Source organism: Staphylococcus sp. CWZ226 (assembly GCF_018986355.1).
GTDB lineage: Bacteria > Bacillota > Bacilli > Staphylococcales > Staphylococcaceae > Staphylococcus > Staphylococcus simulans.
Genome location: NZ_JAHMSB010000013.1, coordinates 38,616 through 53,577, shown reverse-complemented (window position 1 = coordinate 53,577; position 14,962 = coordinate 38,616). Strand labels below are relative to the sequence as shown.

The 14,962-nt window shown below is 37.2% G+C and carries 17 protein-coding genes; all 17 read left to right on the top strand.

The genetic code is table 11. The features are described from left to right. Positions 1–113: 113 nt before the first annotated feature. The 17 genes from KRR19_RS10365 (at position 114) to atpE (ending at position 14,897) form a co-directional block, all read left to right on the top strand. Positions 114–1,373, top strand: coding sequence for a UDP-N-acetylglucosamine 1-carboxyvinyltransferase (locus tag KRR19_RS10365; RefSeq protein WP_023016121.1), 1,260 nt, complete (start codon positions 114–116; stop codon positions 1,371–1,373). Positions 1,374–1,435: 62 nt separating this feature from the next. Then, on the top strand, positions 1,436–1,786 hold the full coding sequence (locus tag KRR19_RS10360; protein WP_023016120.1) for a winged helix-turn-helix transcriptional regulator: 351 nt from the start codon (positions 1,436–1,438) through the stop codon (positions 1,784–1,786). 131 nt (positions 1,787–1,917) lie between these two features. Then, on the top strand, positions 1,918–3,348 hold the full coding sequence (locus KRR19_RS10355) for an aldehyde dehydrogenase family protein (RefSeq protein WP_023016119.1): 1,431 nt from the start codon (positions 1,918–1,920) through the stop codon (positions 3,346–3,348). A gap of 191 nt (positions 3,349–3,539) precedes the next feature. Further along, positions 3,540–4,856, top strand: a complete 1,317-nt coding sequence (gene rho, locus KRR19_RS10350) for a transcription termination factor Rho (protein ID WP_002481801.1) — start codon at positions 3,540–3,542, stop codon at positions 4,854–4,856. Positions 4,857–4,988: 132 nt separating this feature from the next. Then, the gene (locus KRR19_RS10345) at positions 4,989–5,249 is read left to right on the top strand and encodes a type B 50S ribosomal protein L31 (RefSeq protein WP_002481800.1); all 261 of its coding nucleotides are present in this window, start codon (positions 4,989–4,991) and stop codon (positions 5,247–5,249) included. A 152-nt stretch (positions 5,250–5,401) separates the two neighbouring features. After that, positions 5,402–6,001: a thymidine kinase gene (locus KRR19_RS10340; RefSeq protein WP_023016118.1), complete on the top strand. Its 600-nt coding sequence runs from the start codon at positions 5,402–5,404 to the stop codon at positions 5,999–6,001. 2 nt (positions 6,002–6,003) lie between these two features. Then, positions 6,004–7,080 carry a peptide chain release factor 1 gene (gene prfA / locus KRR19_RS10335; RefSeq protein ID WP_023016117.1) on the top strand — a complete coding sequence of 359 codons (1,077 nt, stop codon included), beginning with the start codon at positions 6,004–6,006 and terminating at the stop codon, positions 7,078–7,080. Continuing rightward, positions 7,070–7,909 carry a peptide chain release factor N(5)-glutamine methyltransferase gene (gene prmC / locus KRR19_RS10330; RefSeq protein WP_156667030.1) on the top strand — a complete coding sequence of 280 codons (840 nt, stop codon included), beginning with the start codon at positions 7,070–7,072 and terminating at the stop codon, positions 7,907–7,909. The genes prfA and prmC overlap by 11 nt, the downstream gene beginning before the upstream one ends. 107 nt (positions 7,910–8,016) lie before the next feature. Further along, positions 8,017–9,060, top strand: coding sequence for an L-threonylcarbamoyladenylate synthase (locus KRR19_RS10325; RefSeq protein ID WP_002481796.1), 1,044 nt, complete (start codon positions 8,017–8,019; stop codon positions 9,058–9,060). Then, a complete protein-coding gene (locus KRR19_RS10320) occupies positions 9,057–9,491 on the top strand; it encodes a low molecular weight protein arginine phosphatase (protein WP_156667029.1) in 435 nt (144 codons plus the stop codon). Before KRR19_RS10325 ends, KRR19_RS10320 begins: the two co-directional genes overlap by 4 nt. 114 nt (positions 9,492–9,605) lie before the next feature. Then, positions 9,606–10,133 carry a TIGR01440 family protein gene (locus tag KRR19_RS10315; protein WP_023016114.1) on the top strand — a complete coding sequence of 176 codons (528 nt, stop codon included), beginning with the start codon at positions 9,606–9,608 and terminating at the stop codon, positions 10,131–10,133. 25 nt (positions 10,134–10,158) lie between these two features. Further along, on the top strand, positions 10,159–11,397 hold the full coding sequence (gene glyA / locus KRR19_RS10310) for a serine hydroxymethyltransferase (protein WP_216733616.1): 1,239 nt from the start codon (positions 10,159–10,161) through the stop codon (positions 11,395–11,397). A 23-nt stretch (positions 11,398–11,420) separates the two neighbouring features. Next, a complete protein-coding gene (upp, locus tag KRR19_RS10305) occupies positions 11,421–12,050 on the top strand; it encodes a uracil phosphoribosyltransferase (RefSeq protein WP_002481792.1) in 630 nt (209 codons plus the stop codon). A gap of 164 nt (positions 12,051–12,214) precedes the next feature. Next, a complete protein-coding gene (gene wecB, locus KRR19_RS10300) occupies positions 12,215–13,366 on the top strand; it encodes a non-hydrolyzing UDP-N-acetylglucosamine 2-epimerase (RefSeq protein WP_002481791.1) in 1,152 nt (383 codons plus the stop codon). 160 nt (positions 13,367–13,526) lie between these two features. Continuing rightward, positions 13,527–13,877 carry an ATP synthase subunit I gene (locus KRR19_RS10295; protein WP_002481790.1) on the top strand — a complete coding sequence of 117 codons (351 nt, stop codon included), beginning with the start codon at positions 13,527–13,529 and terminating at the stop codon, positions 13,875–13,877. 33 nt (positions 13,878–13,910) lie between these two features. Then, positions 13,911–14,636 carry a F0F1 ATP synthase subunit A gene (gene atpB / locus KRR19_RS10290; protein WP_002481789.1) on the top strand — a complete coding sequence of 242 codons (726 nt, stop codon included), beginning with the start codon at positions 13,911–13,913 and terminating at the stop codon, positions 14,634–14,636. A gap of 48 nt (positions 14,637–14,684) precedes the next feature. Then, positions 14,685–14,897, top strand: coding sequence for a F0F1 ATP synthase subunit C (gene atpE, locus KRR19_RS10285; protein WP_002481788.1), 213 nt, complete (start codon positions 14,685–14,687; stop codon positions 14,895–14,897). Positions 14,898–14,962: the final 65 nt, after the last annotated feature.

Below are 14,962 nucleotides of genomic sequence, written 5' to 3'. Positions count from 1 at the left end.
AACAGTTATTTTCATAGAAAATGATGAAAGAGTGGGTGTAGTCGTATCAGAAACAAGGTAGACTATACATAGAACTGTGGAATAAAGATTGAATAACAAAGGAGAACAATCGAATGGCTCAAGAAGTAATAAAAATCAGAGGCGGACAGCCATTAAAAGGGAAACTGAAAATCAACGGCGCTAAAAATAGTGCAGTGGCGATTATCCCAGCAGCATTACTTGCAGAGGATGTTGTAACATTAGAAGGCTTACCGCAAATTTCAGATGTTGCTACTTTAGTAAGCTTGTTAGAGGATTTAAACATTAAAACAGATTTAAAAGATACAGAATTAAAAGTAGACCCGACGGAAATAAAAAATGCGTCTTTACCAAACCATAAGGTAGAGTCATTAAGAGCATCATATTATATGATGGGAGCAATGTTAGGTCGATTTAAAAAATGCGTCATCGGACTACCAGGTGGTTGTCCTTTAGGACCACGTCCGATTGATCAACATATTAAAGGATTCAAAGCATTAGGTGCGACGATTGATGAATCAAGCCCGACTTCTATGAAAATTGAAGCGGAAGAATTAAAAGGTGCGAATATTTTCTTAGACATGGTTAGTGTCGGTGCAACGATCAATATTATGTTAGCTGCTGTCCGTGCAGAGGGACAAACAGTAATCGAAAATGCAGCGAAAGAACCTGAAGTTGTAGATGTTGCGACGTTCTTAACAGGAATGGGTGCGAATATCAAAGGTGCAGGTACAAGTACTATTAAAATTACTGGTGTCGATCATTTGCATGGTGTGACACATCAAATTATTCCAGACCGTATTGAAGCTGGTTCATATATGTGTATGGCAGCAGCTTGCGGTGCTGAAGTGGAACTTGATAATATCATTCCAAAACACATCGAACCTTTAACTGTTAAATTACGTGAACTAGGTGTAGATGTTGAGATTGATGATGACCGCGTAAAACTTAAAGGCCAATTACCATTTAACAGCGTCAACATCAAAACATTGGTTTATCCAGGTTTTGCGACTGACTTACAACAACCAATCACACCATTATTATTCTTAGCAGATGGACCTTCATTTGTAACAGATACAATTTATCCTGAAAGATTCCGTCATATTGAAGAGTTAAGAAAAATGGGCGGAGAAATTTCTGTAGATCAAAACACAGCAACAGTTAAACCGTCTCAATTACATGGTGCGTCTGTGTATGCGAGTGATTTACGTGCCGGTGCTTGCTTAATTATTGCAGGTTTAATCGCAGAGGGTGTAACAACAATTTATAATGTAAATCACATTTATCGCGGCTACACAAACATTGTAGAGAATTTAAAATCTCTCGGCGCAAACATTTGGACTGAAAAAATTTAGAAAACGTGGTATACTTTGTATAGTAGGTTTGCATGATCTAGTAATCATGAGAGGTGATTTAAATGGAAATTTGTCCATATCTAGAAGAAACATTCAAAATCATCGGTCGAAGCTGGAATGGATTAATTTTAAATTATTTATCTAGATGTCCAGAACAGTCTGCACACTTCAGTGATATGAAGAAAGATTTGAAGACAATTACACCACGTTCTTTAAGCTTAAAACTTTCTGAACTGATGGAATGGGAGTTAGTAGAAAAGAACATCGTATCAAAAGCCCCCTTATCAATCGTTTATCATTTAACTGATAAAGGTGCTGCTTTAGCTGAGGCTTTAGTACCGATGGAAGAATGGGCACAAAAATATATTGAACTTGAATCTGAGAATCAAACAGATAATGTGTCCAATTCTTAATATAGATTTGAGAGAAGTAAGAGTTATTCCTTTTGGAGTAGCTCTTATTTTGCGTTATAAGCAGAAACGTTTAAAAAAATCTGAGAAAGGATAAACTATAAAATAAGACGTAATACTAAGGAGTGACTGAATTGAGAATTCAAACTAAGCAATATATCAATGGTGAATGGGTTGATAGTGCAAGTGGCGAAACAATCGATGTCATCAACCCAGCAACTGAAGAAGTACTCGGTCAAGTTGCGAAAGGTAACAAAGAAGACGTAGATAAAGCAGTCCAAGCTGCAAAAGATGTTTATCTTGAATTCCGTCACAGCAGTGTAGAATATAGAAGAGACTTACTCGATAAAATTGTCAAAGAGTATGAAAATAGAAAACAAGATATTATAGAAGCGATTACTGATGAACTAGGTTCACCGCTTGAAAAATCCGAAAATGTGCATTATCAAATGGGGCTTAATCACTTCTCAGAAGCAAGAGATGCATTGGATAATTTCCAATTTGAAGAACGACGCGGTAATGACTTAGTGGTGAAAGAGGGTATTGGTGTTGCTGGTTTAATCACACCATGGAACTTCCCAACTAACCAAACATCATTAAAACTAGCAGCAGCATTCGCAGCTGGTAGTCCAGTCGTATTAAAACCTTCTGAATTAACACCATACGCAGCAATTATCTTAGCTGAAATCTTTGATAAAGCTGGCGTACCAAAAGGTGTATTCAACTTAGTAAATGGTGACGGCGAAGGTGTCGGCAATCCATTAAGTGAACATCCAGATGTACGCATGATGTCATTCACAGGTTCAGGACGTACAGGTGCAAAAATTATGGAAAAAGCAGCACAAGACTTCAAAAAAGTTTCACTTGAACTTGGTGGTAAATCACCTTATATCATTTTAGATGATGCAGATGTAGAAGAAGCTGCTGAAGCTGCAGTCGGCAAAGTTTATAACAACACAGGCCAAGTATGTACTGCAGGTACAAGAACTATTATTCCTGAATCAATGAAAGATAAATTCATTGAAGCAGCAAAAGAAAAAATGAGCCAAGTAAAAGTCGGAGATCCAAGAGAAGAAGGCGTTCAAATGGGTCCAATCATCAGCAAAAAACAATTTGATCAAGTTGAAGATTATATTCAAAAAGGTATCGATGAAGGTGCTGAATTAGTTCTTGGCGGTGTAGGCAAACCTGAAGGATTAGACAAAGGTTACTTCGCAAAACCAACAATCTTTGCGAATGTTGATAACCAAATGACTATCGCACAAGAAGAAATCTTTGGACCTGTAATGTCAATTATCACTTACAAAGACCTTAAAGAAGCAATTGAAATTGCGAACGAAACAAAATATGGTCTTGCTGGTTATGTATATGGTAAAGACTTAAACACTTTACGCAAAGTTGCACGTGAAGTTGAAGCAGGTACAATTGAAATCAATGAAGCAGGTCGCAAACCAGATTTACCATTCGGTGGTTATAAACAATCAGGTATCGGTAGAGAATGGGGCGACTATGGTATTGAAGAATTCTTAGAAATTAAATCAATTGCAGGTTACTATAATGAATAACCTTTGAATACTATTTGCTGGGCACGAAAGTGTCCAGCTTTTTTAATGGAGAAATAGTTAATTATACGCAATTGATAACGTTAGACCAATGATTGTTTTTGTAATTAAAATGGAAATTTGCTATGGTTATCTTATGAAAAATACTTTATAATAAGTAAATACGTAAAATTAAAACGAAATGAGTGTCAAACATGCCTGAAAGAGAACGTACATCTCCTCAATACGAGTCTTTCCACGAACTTTATAAGAACAACACTACTAAAGCGCTAACTCAAAAAGCAAAATCTCTTAAACTTACAAATTATAGTAAACTTAATAAAAAAGAATTAGTATTAGCTATCATGGAAGCTCAAATGGAAAAAGACGGCAACTATTATATGGAAGGTATCTTAGATGATATTCAACCTGACGGTTACGGTTTTTTAAGAACAGTCAACTATTCCAAGGGCGAAAAAGATATTTATATTTCTGCAAGCCAAATCCGCCGTTTTGAAATCAAACGAGGGGATAAGGTTACAGGTAAAGTCAGAAAGCCAAAAGATAATGAGAAATATTATGGTTTACTGCAAGTTGACTTCGTTAATGATCACAATGCAGAAGAAGTCAAAAAACGTCCTCACTTCCAAGCACTTACACCACTATATCCAGATGAACGTATTCGATTAGAAACAAAATCAACTAACTATTCCACACGTATTATGGACTTGGTTTCACCGATTGGTTTAGGCCAACGTGGTTTAATTGTCGCACCGCCTAAAGCAGGTAAAACAACGTTGCTTAAAGAAATTGCGAACGCCATTTCAGCAAACAAACCAGAAGCTAAATTGTTCATTTTATTAGTTGGAGAACGACCAGAAGAGGTAACAGATATTGAACGTTCAAGTGATGATGCAGAAGTAGTGCATTCAACATTTGATGAGCCGCCAGAACATCATGTTAAAGTTGCTGAATTATTACTAGAACGTGCGAAACGTTTAGTTGAAATCGGAGAAGACGTCATTATTTTAATGGACTCTATTACACGATTAGCACGTGCATACAACTTAGTTATTCCACCAAGCGGACGTACTTTATCAGGTGGTTTAGATCCGGCTTCATTACACAAACCTAAACATTTCTTTGGTGCGGCAAGAAATATTGAAGCAGGCGGCAGCTTAACAATTTTAGCCACTGCATTAATTGATACAGGTTCTAGAATGGACGATTTAATTTATGAAGAATTCAAAGGAACAGGTAACATGGAGCTTCATTTAGATCGTAAATTAGCTGAAAGACGTGTCTTCCCAGCTATTGATATTGGTCGAAGCTCAACACGTAAAGAAGAATTGCTGGTAGATAAGAAAGATTTAGAAAGCTTATGGCAATTACGTAATATGTTTACAGATTCTACAGACTTCACAGAACGTTTCATCAGAAAGTTAAAACGTTCGAAAAATAATGAAGAATTCTTCCAACAATTACAAAAAGCAGCTGAAGACAGCAAGCGTACAGGCAAGCCGATCATTTAAATATAAATTTGATTTGTCTTCCAGAATGGGTTGCAATTTATTCTGGTAACAATTATAATTACTAAGTATTGGGTAAAAACTCACAAATAACTCTGTTCCAGATGGTTCAGGGCAAAGGAGCTGAAAATAATAATGAGACAAGGAATCCATCCTGAATACCACAAAGTAATTTTCTTAGATACTACTACTAACTATAAATTCTTAAGTGGTTCAACTAAAACATCATCAGAAACAATGGAATGGGAAGATGGTAACGAATATCCAGTTATCCGTTTAGATATTTCATCTGACTCACATCCATTCTACACAGGTCGTCAAAAATTCGCAGCAGCGGATGGCCGTGTTGAACGATTCAACAAAAAATTCGGTCTTAAATCAAACAACAATCAATAATATTGAATGTCATTTACTCTCGCTTTTAAAGCGAGAGTTTTTTTTACATTTTTGTCCGAATTCATTTGGATTTTCTTGCAGTTATTTCTCTATCAAAATTAAAAATATGATATAATGAGATGATTTTGTTTTGAAAAGGAAGGAAAAGCATAATGTATGAAACTTATCATTCCGGCTGGATTGAATGTATTACCGGCAGCATGTTCAGCGGTAAATCTGAAGAATTAATCCGCAGATTAAAACGCGGCATGTATGCAAAACAGAAAGTCGTTGTATTTAAACCCGCAATAGATAATCGTTACCATAAAGAAAAAGTGGTATCGCATAATGGTAATGCGATAGAAGCCATTACAATTAAAGTAGCTGAAGAAATCTTTGAACAGGATTTAACAGGGGTAGATGTCATCGGTATTGATGAAGTACAATTCTTTGAACATTCAGTAGTAGATATCGCACAAGAGTTGGCTGAACAAGGTCATCGTGTGATTGTTGCTGGATTGGATATGGATTTCAGAGGTGAACCTTTTGAACCGATGCCTCAACTAATGGCAGTCAGTGAACTTGTCACAAAGTTACAAGCCGTTTGTGCAGTCTGTGGTGCACCTGCCAGCAGAACGCAACGTTTGATTAATGGCAGACCTGCCAAAGCAGATGATCCGATTATTATGGTTGGTGCAGATGAAAGTTATGAACCAAGATGTCGTGCACATCATATTGTCGCACCAAGTGAGACTGAGAAGGAGGAATTATAATCATGTTTGATCAATTAGACATTGTTGAAGAACGTTATGAACAGTTGAACGAATTACTGAGTGATCCAGATGTGGTCAGTGATTCTGATAAACTGCGTGAATACTCAAAAGAACAATCTGATTTACAAAAAACAGTAGATGTTTATCGTGAGTATAAACAAAACAAAGAAGATATTGAAGAAATGAATGAAATGCTGAATGAAACAACAGACAAAGAAGAAGTCGACATGTTGAAATCAGATATCAGCGAATTAAAAAATACATTACCTGATTTAGAAGAACAATTAAAACTATTATTGATTCCTAAAGACCCAAATGATGACAAGAACGTTGTCGTTGAAATCCGTGCCGCAGCAGGTGGAGATGAAGCAGCCATCTTTGCGGGTGATTTATACCGTATGTATTCACGTTACAGTGAAGCACTAGGATATAAAACTGAAGTCATTGAAATGAATGACAGTGACCATGGCGGTTTCAAAGAAATCAGCTTTATTATCAATGGTCAAGGTGCTTATTCTAAATTGAAATACGAAAATGGCGCACACCGTGTACAACGTGTACCTGAAACTGAATCAGGCGGTCGTATTCATACGTCAACTGCTACTGTAGCGGTACTGCCTGAAGCGGAAGATGTAGAAATTGAAATTAGAAATGAAGACTTGAAAATTGAAACATATCGTTCAAGTGGTTCAGGTGGTCAGCACGTCAATACGACTGACTCAGCAGTACGTATTACGCATTTACCAACAGGTATTATTGCGACATCATCTGAAAAATCACAAATTCAAAACCGTGAAAAAGCATTGAAAGTGTTGAAAGCACGTGTGTATGATATGAAATTACAAGAAGAACAAGAAAAATACGCATCTGAAAGAAAATCAGCAGTGGGTACTGGAGACCGTTCAGAACGTATTCGTACGTATAACTATCCACAAAATCGTGTCACTGATCACCGTATCGGTTTAACAATTCAAAAGTTAGATCAAATCATCGAAGGTAAATTAGATGAAATTATCGATGCGTTAACAATGTCAGAACAGACAGAGAAATTGAAAGAATTGAACAACGTTGAATTATAAAGAAGCGGTTCAAGCTGCCTCAAAACAAGCGACTGCTCGTGGTTATGAACCGAAACGCGCAGAATGGCTGTTGCTAGATTTATTAGATTGGTCGTTGACGGACTATGTAATGCATATGCAGGATACCATGCCAGAAGAACATGAACGGTTATATCAACAAGCGGTCGAACGTATGTTGACAGGGGAACCGATTCAATATATCACTGGCTTTCAAAGTTTCTTAGGAGAAAAGTTTCAAGTAGATGAACGTTGCTTAATACCAAGACCTGAAACAGAAGAAGTACTCATGTACTTTTTAGAACGTTTGCCTAAGCAAAGTGTGGTGGCAGATATTGGAACGGGAAGCGGTATTTTAGCTGTCTCCTTAAAACGTTTAGAACCAAGTTTGACAGTGTATGCGTCAGATTTATATGAAGGACCGTTAACTATTGCTGAAGCTAATGCGAAGCTGCATCAAACAGAAATTACTTTTATACAAGGCAGTGACTTGGAACCTTACATTAAACAAGGTATTCGTTTAGATGGTTTGATTTCTAATCCGCCGTATATTGATGAAAGTGAATCTGTCGATATGGCCGAAACAGTTTTGAATTATGAACCACATCAAGCTTTATTCGCAGATGAACAAGGTTTAGCGATTTATCGTGCGATCATTGAAAAATTGCCGTATGTTTTAAATGATCAGGCACTTGTCGTCTTTGAAATTGGTTATAATCAAGGCGCAGTATTAAAAACGATGATTGAAACCATGTATCCAAAAGTACAAGTTGAAGTCGTCGCAGATATTAATCAAAATGATCGAATTGTCGCATTTAAATGGTCAACTTAAACAGAGGATGAGAAGTTATGGGAGAAGAAGGGGAATCGCACATTCCCTGTTCTCGCATAACTTCTTATTTTGTTTTACAATTAAATTGAAAGGACGTGCAGCAGAAAATGATGACAAAAACATGGGATTTACGTAACCAATTACAGACAGAACAAGGTCAACGTGCATTAAATGAAATCAGTGACATCTATCATGCGGGCGGTTTAGTCGCAATTCCGACAGAGACAGTTTATGGATTAGGAGCTAACGCATGTGATGATCAAGCCGTACGTCGTATCTATGAAGCGAAAGGACGTCCATCTGATAATCCTTTAATCATTCATATTCATGATAAAAGCCAATTGAATGATTTTGTGGCTTCTTATTCAAAAGAAGTGGAACAATTAATGGATGCGTTTTGGCCAGGGCCGATTTCTTTTATCTTACCGTTGAAACCAGGTTACTTATGTGAACGTGTCTCAGGAGGTCTTGACTCTATCGCAGTGAGAATGCCGAGTCATCCTATTGGTCGTGCTATTTTGAAATATACAAATCTGCCGATTGCTGCACCGAGTGCTAATATTAGCGGCAGACCTTCACCTACAACTTTCTCACATGTCTTTAATGATATGGACGGACGGGTAGAAGGAATAGTAAATGGTGATCAAAGTGAAGAAGGTTTAGAAAGTACAGTACTTGACTGCACACAATATCCTTATAGAATTGCAAGACCAGGTGCGATAACAGAAGAAATGATTGACTCTGTATTGCCAGGTTCTGTAGACCACGATGCACAATTAAATACAGAAAAACCAATCGCACCAGGTATGAAGTATAAACATTATTCACCACAAACACCTGTAGCGATGCTGACAAGTTTAACACAAGCTATTTCAGAGGATAAAGATTGGTCGCATACATTGTTTGCGGTACCTGCGACATTGCAGGCCTACTTGCCGAAAGATGCTATTTATCGCGAACTTGCAAAAGATGTCACTGATTTAAAATCCGCAAATCATATGCTATATCAAATTCTGCACGAGCTTGATACGGATGAATCCATTGAACAAGGTTATATTTATCGTTTTGAACCTACAGATGAAAGTACAGCTTTCTTAAATCGTTTAGAAAAAGCAACAGGTAATCAACAAATAGGAGCGGATCAACTGTGAAAATAATCTTTGTTTGTACAGGAAATACATGTCGCAGTCCAATGGCTGAAAGTATTGCGAAATCATTAATGCCTGAACATACCTTTTATTCAAGAGGTTTATTTGCGATGAATGGTCAAACTGCAGCTGCACATACACAATCTATTTTAGAAGGAAAAAATTTAGATTCGCCGACAAAGGCTTGTCAGTTGTCTGAAAGTGATTTAGATGCAGACTTGATTTTGACAATGACTGAAGGACATAAGCAACAACTTGAAATGATGTATGCGCAACCATTACCGGTATATACGCTTTATGAGTTTGCAGGCCAAAAAGGTGAAGTTTCAGATCCCTATGGCGGAGACCTCAATCAATACCAACAGATTTATAATGAACTGAATTACTTATTGAACGAAGTGAAGTTAAGATTGGAAAAAGATGTTAATAATTAGTATGAGTTGAGCTTTAAATGCGTTATAATAGCAACTATATAGCATCGTTTGCTTTACATAAGCGAGAACTTTTCTGTTTTCGCTTGAGATGAGTTTACAAAGGGGTGGAATTAAATGGAAAATTTGAAGTTATTGCTTAATGAGTTAAAAGAACAAGATTTCTTCAAACCCGGAGAAATTTGTGTTATTGGTTGTTCAACATCTGAGGTTATCGGTGAGCGAATCGGCTCAGTCGGTTCAATGGAAGTAGCACAAGAAATCTTTGATGCTTTGATGGAAATCCGTAAAGAGACAGGTGTCACTTTTGCATTCCAAGGTTGCGAGCATATCAATAGGGCAATTACTATCGAAAGAGAACATTTCAATCCACTTACAATGGAAGAAGTTACAGTTGTGCCCGCAACGCATGCTGGCGGCAGTATGTCGACATATGCTTATCGTCACTTAGACAATCCGATGGTTGTTGAACATATCACTGCTGATTGCGGTATTGATATCGGTCAAACAATGATCGGTATGCATATCAAACATGTTGCAGTACCTGTACGTACTTCAGTGAAGCGTGTCGGGGATGCGGTCGTGACACTTGCGACTTCTAGACCTAAGCTAATCGGCGGCGAACGTGCTCACTATACTTTATAACTAAATGAATTGGGGGAATGATGTCATGTCATTTATCGAAAAGGAAGACAAAGCAGTATTTGAAGCTATTCAAAACGAATACAATCGTCAGAATAACAACATTGAATTAATCGCATCAGAAAACTTTGTGTCAGAAGCAGTAATGGAAGCACAAGGTTCAGTATTGACTAACAAGTATGCTGAAGGTTACCCAGGACGCCGTTATTATGGCGGCTGCCAATTTGTAGATGTAACAGAAACATTAGCGATTGAACGTGCGAAAGAGTTATTTGGTGCAGAACACGTTAACGTACAACCACATTCAGGTTCACAAGCAAACATGGCAGTTTATTTAGTTGCATTGGATTACGGTGACACTGTATTAGGTATGAACTTAAGCCATGGCGGTCACTTGACACATGGTGCTAAAGTCAACTTCAGCGGACAATTTTATAACTTTGTCGAATACGGTGTAGATAAAGAAACAGAACGCATCGATTACGAAGAGGTACGTCGTCTTGCGAAAGAAAACAAACCTAAATTAATCGTTGCGGGAGCATCAGCTTACCCAAGAGAAATCGACTTCAAGAAATTCAAAGAAATTGCTGATGAAGTCGGTGCTAAATTAATGGTAGACATGGCACATATCGCTGGTTTAGTAGCTGCAGGTTTACATCAAAACCCAGTAGACTATGCTGATTTTGTGACAACTACAACGCATAAAACTTTAAGAGGCCCTCGTGGCGGTATGATTCTTACTAAAAAAGAATATGCGAAACAAATTGATAAAACAATTTTCCCAGGTATTCAAGGTGGACCATTAGAACATGTTATTGCGGCAAAAGCAGTAGCATTCGGTGAAGCATTGCAACCTGAGTTCAAAGTTTATCAAGAACAAGTCATCAAAAATGCAAAAGCATTAGCTGATACGTTAATCAATGAAGGCTTCAGAGTTGTTTCTGGTGGTACAGAAAACCACTTAGTAGCGGTTGATGTTAAAGGTTCATTTGGTATTACAGGTAAAGAAGCGGAAGAAGCATTAGATGAAGTGGGCATTACTTGTAACAAAAACACAATTCCATTTGACCAAGAAAAACCATTCGTAACAAGTGGTTTACGTTTAGGTACACCAGCTGCAACAACACGTGGATTCGATGAAAAAGACTTTGAAGAAGTAGGTAAAATCATCAGCCTAGTTGTTCAAAATCCTAAAGATGAAGCGAAGTTAAATGAAGCTTCTGAACGCGTACAAGCTTTGACTTCAAAACATCCACTATATAAATAAGAGAACTAGGAGGCTATTCCTTTATGGGAAAAGTACATGTATTTGATCATCCGTTAATTCAACACAAATTAAGTTACATCCGTGACGTCCACACTGGAACAAAAGAGTTCAGAGAGTTAGTAGACGAAGTCGGTATGTTAATGGCATATGAAGTGACAAGAGATTTGGAACTTCAAGATGTTGAAATCGAAACACCCGTGACTAAAACGGTAGCGAAAAGATTATCTGGTAAAAAACTAGCGTTTGTACCGATTCTTAGAGCTGGTTTAGGTATGACACAAGGTGTCTTAAGCTTAATCCCTGCAGCGCGTGTCGGTCATGTCGGTTTATATCGTGATCCAGAAACATTGGAAGCAGTTGAATACTTTGTTAAATTGCCTCAAGATATTGAGGAAAGACAAATTATTGTCGTAGATCCAATGTTAGCAACAGGTGCTTCAGCAATTGAAGCTATCAACTCGTTGAAAAATCGTGGTGCGAAACATATTCGTTTCATGTGCTTGATTGCTGCGCCTGAAGGTGTGGAATTACTTCAAGAAGCGCACCCGGATGTTGATATTTATATTGCAGCACTTGATGAAAAATTGAATGATAAAGCATATATCATCCCAGGTTTAGGTGATGCTGGAGACCGTTTATTCGGTACAAAATAAGAAGTGTTCAGCAGTCACACATATTAACCTATGTGCATGCTTTAAATGGAAATAAGAGATAAATAGATATAAGAGTATGCAAATTGTTTAGCGTAGATGAACAGAAAGTTCAATCTGTGATGCCATAACATTGCATACTCTTTCTCTGTATAGGAGGCATTGACTTGAAGAAAATAATGACAATCTTCGGCACGCGACCTGAAGCAATCAAAATGGCGCCATTAGTCAATCAATTAAAACATGAAGAAGCGCTAGAACCTGTGGTTGTCGTTACGGCTCAACATAGAGAAATGCTTGATGCTGTACTAGAAACGTTTGATATTCAACCAGATTATGATTTAGATATTATGAAGGCAGGGCAAACGTTATCAGATATTACTTCTAGAGTTTTAAAAGGATTGGAAGCTATTATTCAACAAGAGAAACCAGATATGATATTAGTCCACGGTGATACGATGACTGCATTTGCCAGCGGTTTAGCAGCATTTTACAATCAAGTCGCTATAGGTCATGTAGAAGCTGGATTAAGAACTTGGAATAAGTATTCGCCTTATCCTGAAGAGATGAATCGCCAAATGATCAGCTGTTTATCAGATATTCATTTTGCGCCGACAAAACAAGCGAAGGCGAATCTATTAAAAGAGAATATACCTAGCGCTAAAGTTGTAATTACAGGCAACACTGCCATTGATGCTATGAATACTACAATTCAAAAGGATTATCATTCAGAAGTGATGAAACGTCATAAAGACAAGCGCGTTATTTTATTGACAGCGCATCGTAGAGAAAATTTAGGTGAACCCATGGCACATATTTTCAGTGCAGCACGAAGATTAGTGGAAGCACATGAAGATGTGGTGTTGGTTTATCCTATGCATAAGAATCCTAAAGTACGTGAAATTGCACAACAGTATCTCAGTGATCATGATCGCATAGAATTGATAGAACCTTTAGATGTCGTAGATTTTCATAACTTTGCCCATCAGTCTTATTTGATACTGACAGATTCAGGCGGTATTCAAGAAGAAGCACCATCTTTAGGCAAACCAGTTTTAGTATTAAGAGATACAACAGAACGACCTGAAGGTGTAGAAGCGGGTACCTTGAAATTGACTGGTACGGAGGAAGAAGATGTGTATCGAGAAGCTGAATTATTATTAACGAATCAAGCACTTTATCAGCAAATGAGTGAAACTGCCAATCCTTATGGAGATGGTAAAGCTTCGAAACGCATTTGTGACAATATTAAGTATTATTTTAATCTGACAAGCGAAAAACCTGTAGATTTTAATGAAAATAAAGACAATTATGAATGATTTGTTAAAAATGTGTCTAATTTGTGACAAAAATCACTCATAAGAATTGCATGTTTTGAATGTAATTGACACGCGTTCCATTGCTATATTATGATTAAAAATGTATGGATGAAATGGTTTACAAATGATTCGTATCTCCATGTGAAATGAGGCACAATAAATGAAACAGTTCAACTTAATTTTTAAGCAATATCTTCAATATTACATTTATTGGTTGTTAGCCTTGGTTGTAATAGCAATTTTTATACCAAAGCCTTTCATTATTGGTCTTATCATCGGTTCATTTGGTTCCTTGATCAATACATACATCTTTGAATTATATTTATCTCAGGCGCAGAAACAAGAAACGTCTCAGATATCTACAGGTGGGATATGGCGCTTTTTAGTGGCACTTGCTGCTTGTATTATCTGGGTTTATTTCAAAAACCAAGTGAATATTATTGGTGTAATGATTGGTTTAATGATTTCATACTTATTAATCATTTTTCGACCATTTCTTCACAAAATGTAATACAAATCAACGAATGAAAGAGGTGAGTATTATATGCAACATAAAAGCCCTGTAGTTACATGGGAGCTATTTGGTTTAGATATCAAATTCAACTTGGCTAGTATTTTAATGGTAATTATTACAGCAATTATTGTTTTAGCAATAGCCATAGCTTGTACACGTAACTTACAGAAACGACCGACTGGCAAACAGAACTTCATCGAATGGGTCTTTGACTTTGTTAGAGGCATCATCGAGAGTAACCTTGCATGGAGACATGGCGGTCAATTCCACTTCTTGGCAGTAACATTAATTATGTTTATCTTTATCGGTAACATGTTGGGTCTGCCATTTGCGATAGTCATCGACCATACGCTATGGTGGAAATCTCCGACAGCTGATGCCACAGTTACTCTGACGTTGGCAATGTTAATGATTCTGTTGACACATTACTACGGTATCAAGTTGCGCGGAGCGAAAGGTTACTTTAAAAATTATGCTCAGCCTTTCTTAGCGTTAACACCTGTCAATATATTTGAAGAATTTACAAATACATTGACGCTCGGTCTACGTTTATACGGTAATATTTACGCTGGTGAAATTTTAATCGGCTTATTATCTACTTTAATCATAGGCCATGCAGCTTGGGGTTGGATTATCGGTATTCCAGGCTTAATTGCTTGGCAAGCATTCTCGATTTTTATCGGTACGATCCAAGCGTATATCTTTATCATGTTATCCATGGTATACATGTCCCACAAAGTTGCGGACGACCACTAGTTTTTCCACATTAAAATTTTATAAAAATATTTAGGAGGATTTTTTAATATGAATTTAATCGCAGCGGCAATCGCAATTGGTTTATCAGCACTTGGTGCAGGTATTGGTAACGGTCTTATTGTATCTAGAACAGTTGAAGGTGTAGCACGTCAACCAGAAGCACGTGGACAATTAATGTCAATCATGTTCATCGGTATCGGTTTAGTTGAGGCATTACCTATCCTTGGCCTTGTTATCACATTCATCGTCTTATTCATGTAATTTATACATCGATACTAACGGCGAAGTCTCACATCGACTCTCGCCATTTCTTTCGTAAACAACTA

Bases quoted from the DNA above. Each gene is read 5' to 3' on its own strand.
- KRR19_RS10360 (WP_023016120.1), top strand. From the start codon at position 1,436: ATGGAAATTTGTCCATATCTAGAAGAAACATTCAAAATCATCGGTCGA.
- upp (WP_002481792.1), top strand. From the start codon at position 11,421: ATGGGAAAAGTACATGTATTTGATCATCCGTTAATTCAACACAAATTA.
- glyA (WP_216733616.1), top strand. From the start codon at position 10,159: ATGTCATTTATCGAAAAGGAAGACAAAGCAGTATTTGAAGCTATTCAA.
- prfA (WP_023016117.1), top strand. From the start codon at position 6,004: ATGTTTGATCAATTAGACATTGTTGAAGAACGTTATGAACAGTTGAAC.
- atpB (WP_002481789.1), top strand. From the start codon at position 13,911: ATGCAACATAAAAGCCCTGTAGTTACATGGGAGCTATTTGGTTTAGAT.
- KRR19_RS10340 (WP_023016118.1), top strand. From the start codon at position 5,402: ATGTATGAAACTTATCATTCCGGCTGGATTGAATGTATTACCGGCAGC.
- KRR19_RS10295 (WP_002481790.1), top strand. From the start codon at position 13,527: ATGAAACAGTTCAACTTAATTTTTAAGCAATATCTTCAATATTACATT.
- atpE (WP_002481788.1), top strand. From the start codon at position 14,685: ATGAATTTAATCGCAGCGGCAATCGCAATTGGTTTATCAGCACTTGGT.
- KRR19_RS10315 (WP_023016114.1), top strand. From the start codon at position 9,606: ATGGAAAATTTGAAGTTATTGCTTAATGAGTTAAAAGAACAAGATTTC.
- KRR19_RS10365 (WP_023016121.1), top strand. From the start codon at position 114: ATGGCTCAAGAAGTAATAAAAATCAGAGGCGGACAGCCATTAAAAGGG.
- KRR19_RS10345 (WP_002481800.1), top strand. From the start codon at position 4,989: ATGAGACAAGGAATCCATCCTGAATACCACAAAGTAATTTTCTTAGAT.
- rho (WP_002481801.1), top strand. From the start codon at position 3,540: ATGCCTGAAAGAGAACGTACATCTCCTCAATACGAGTCTTTCCACGAA.
- KRR19_RS10325 (WP_002481796.1), top strand. From the start codon at position 8,017: ATGATGACAAAAACATGGGATTTACGTAACCAATTACAGACAGAACAA.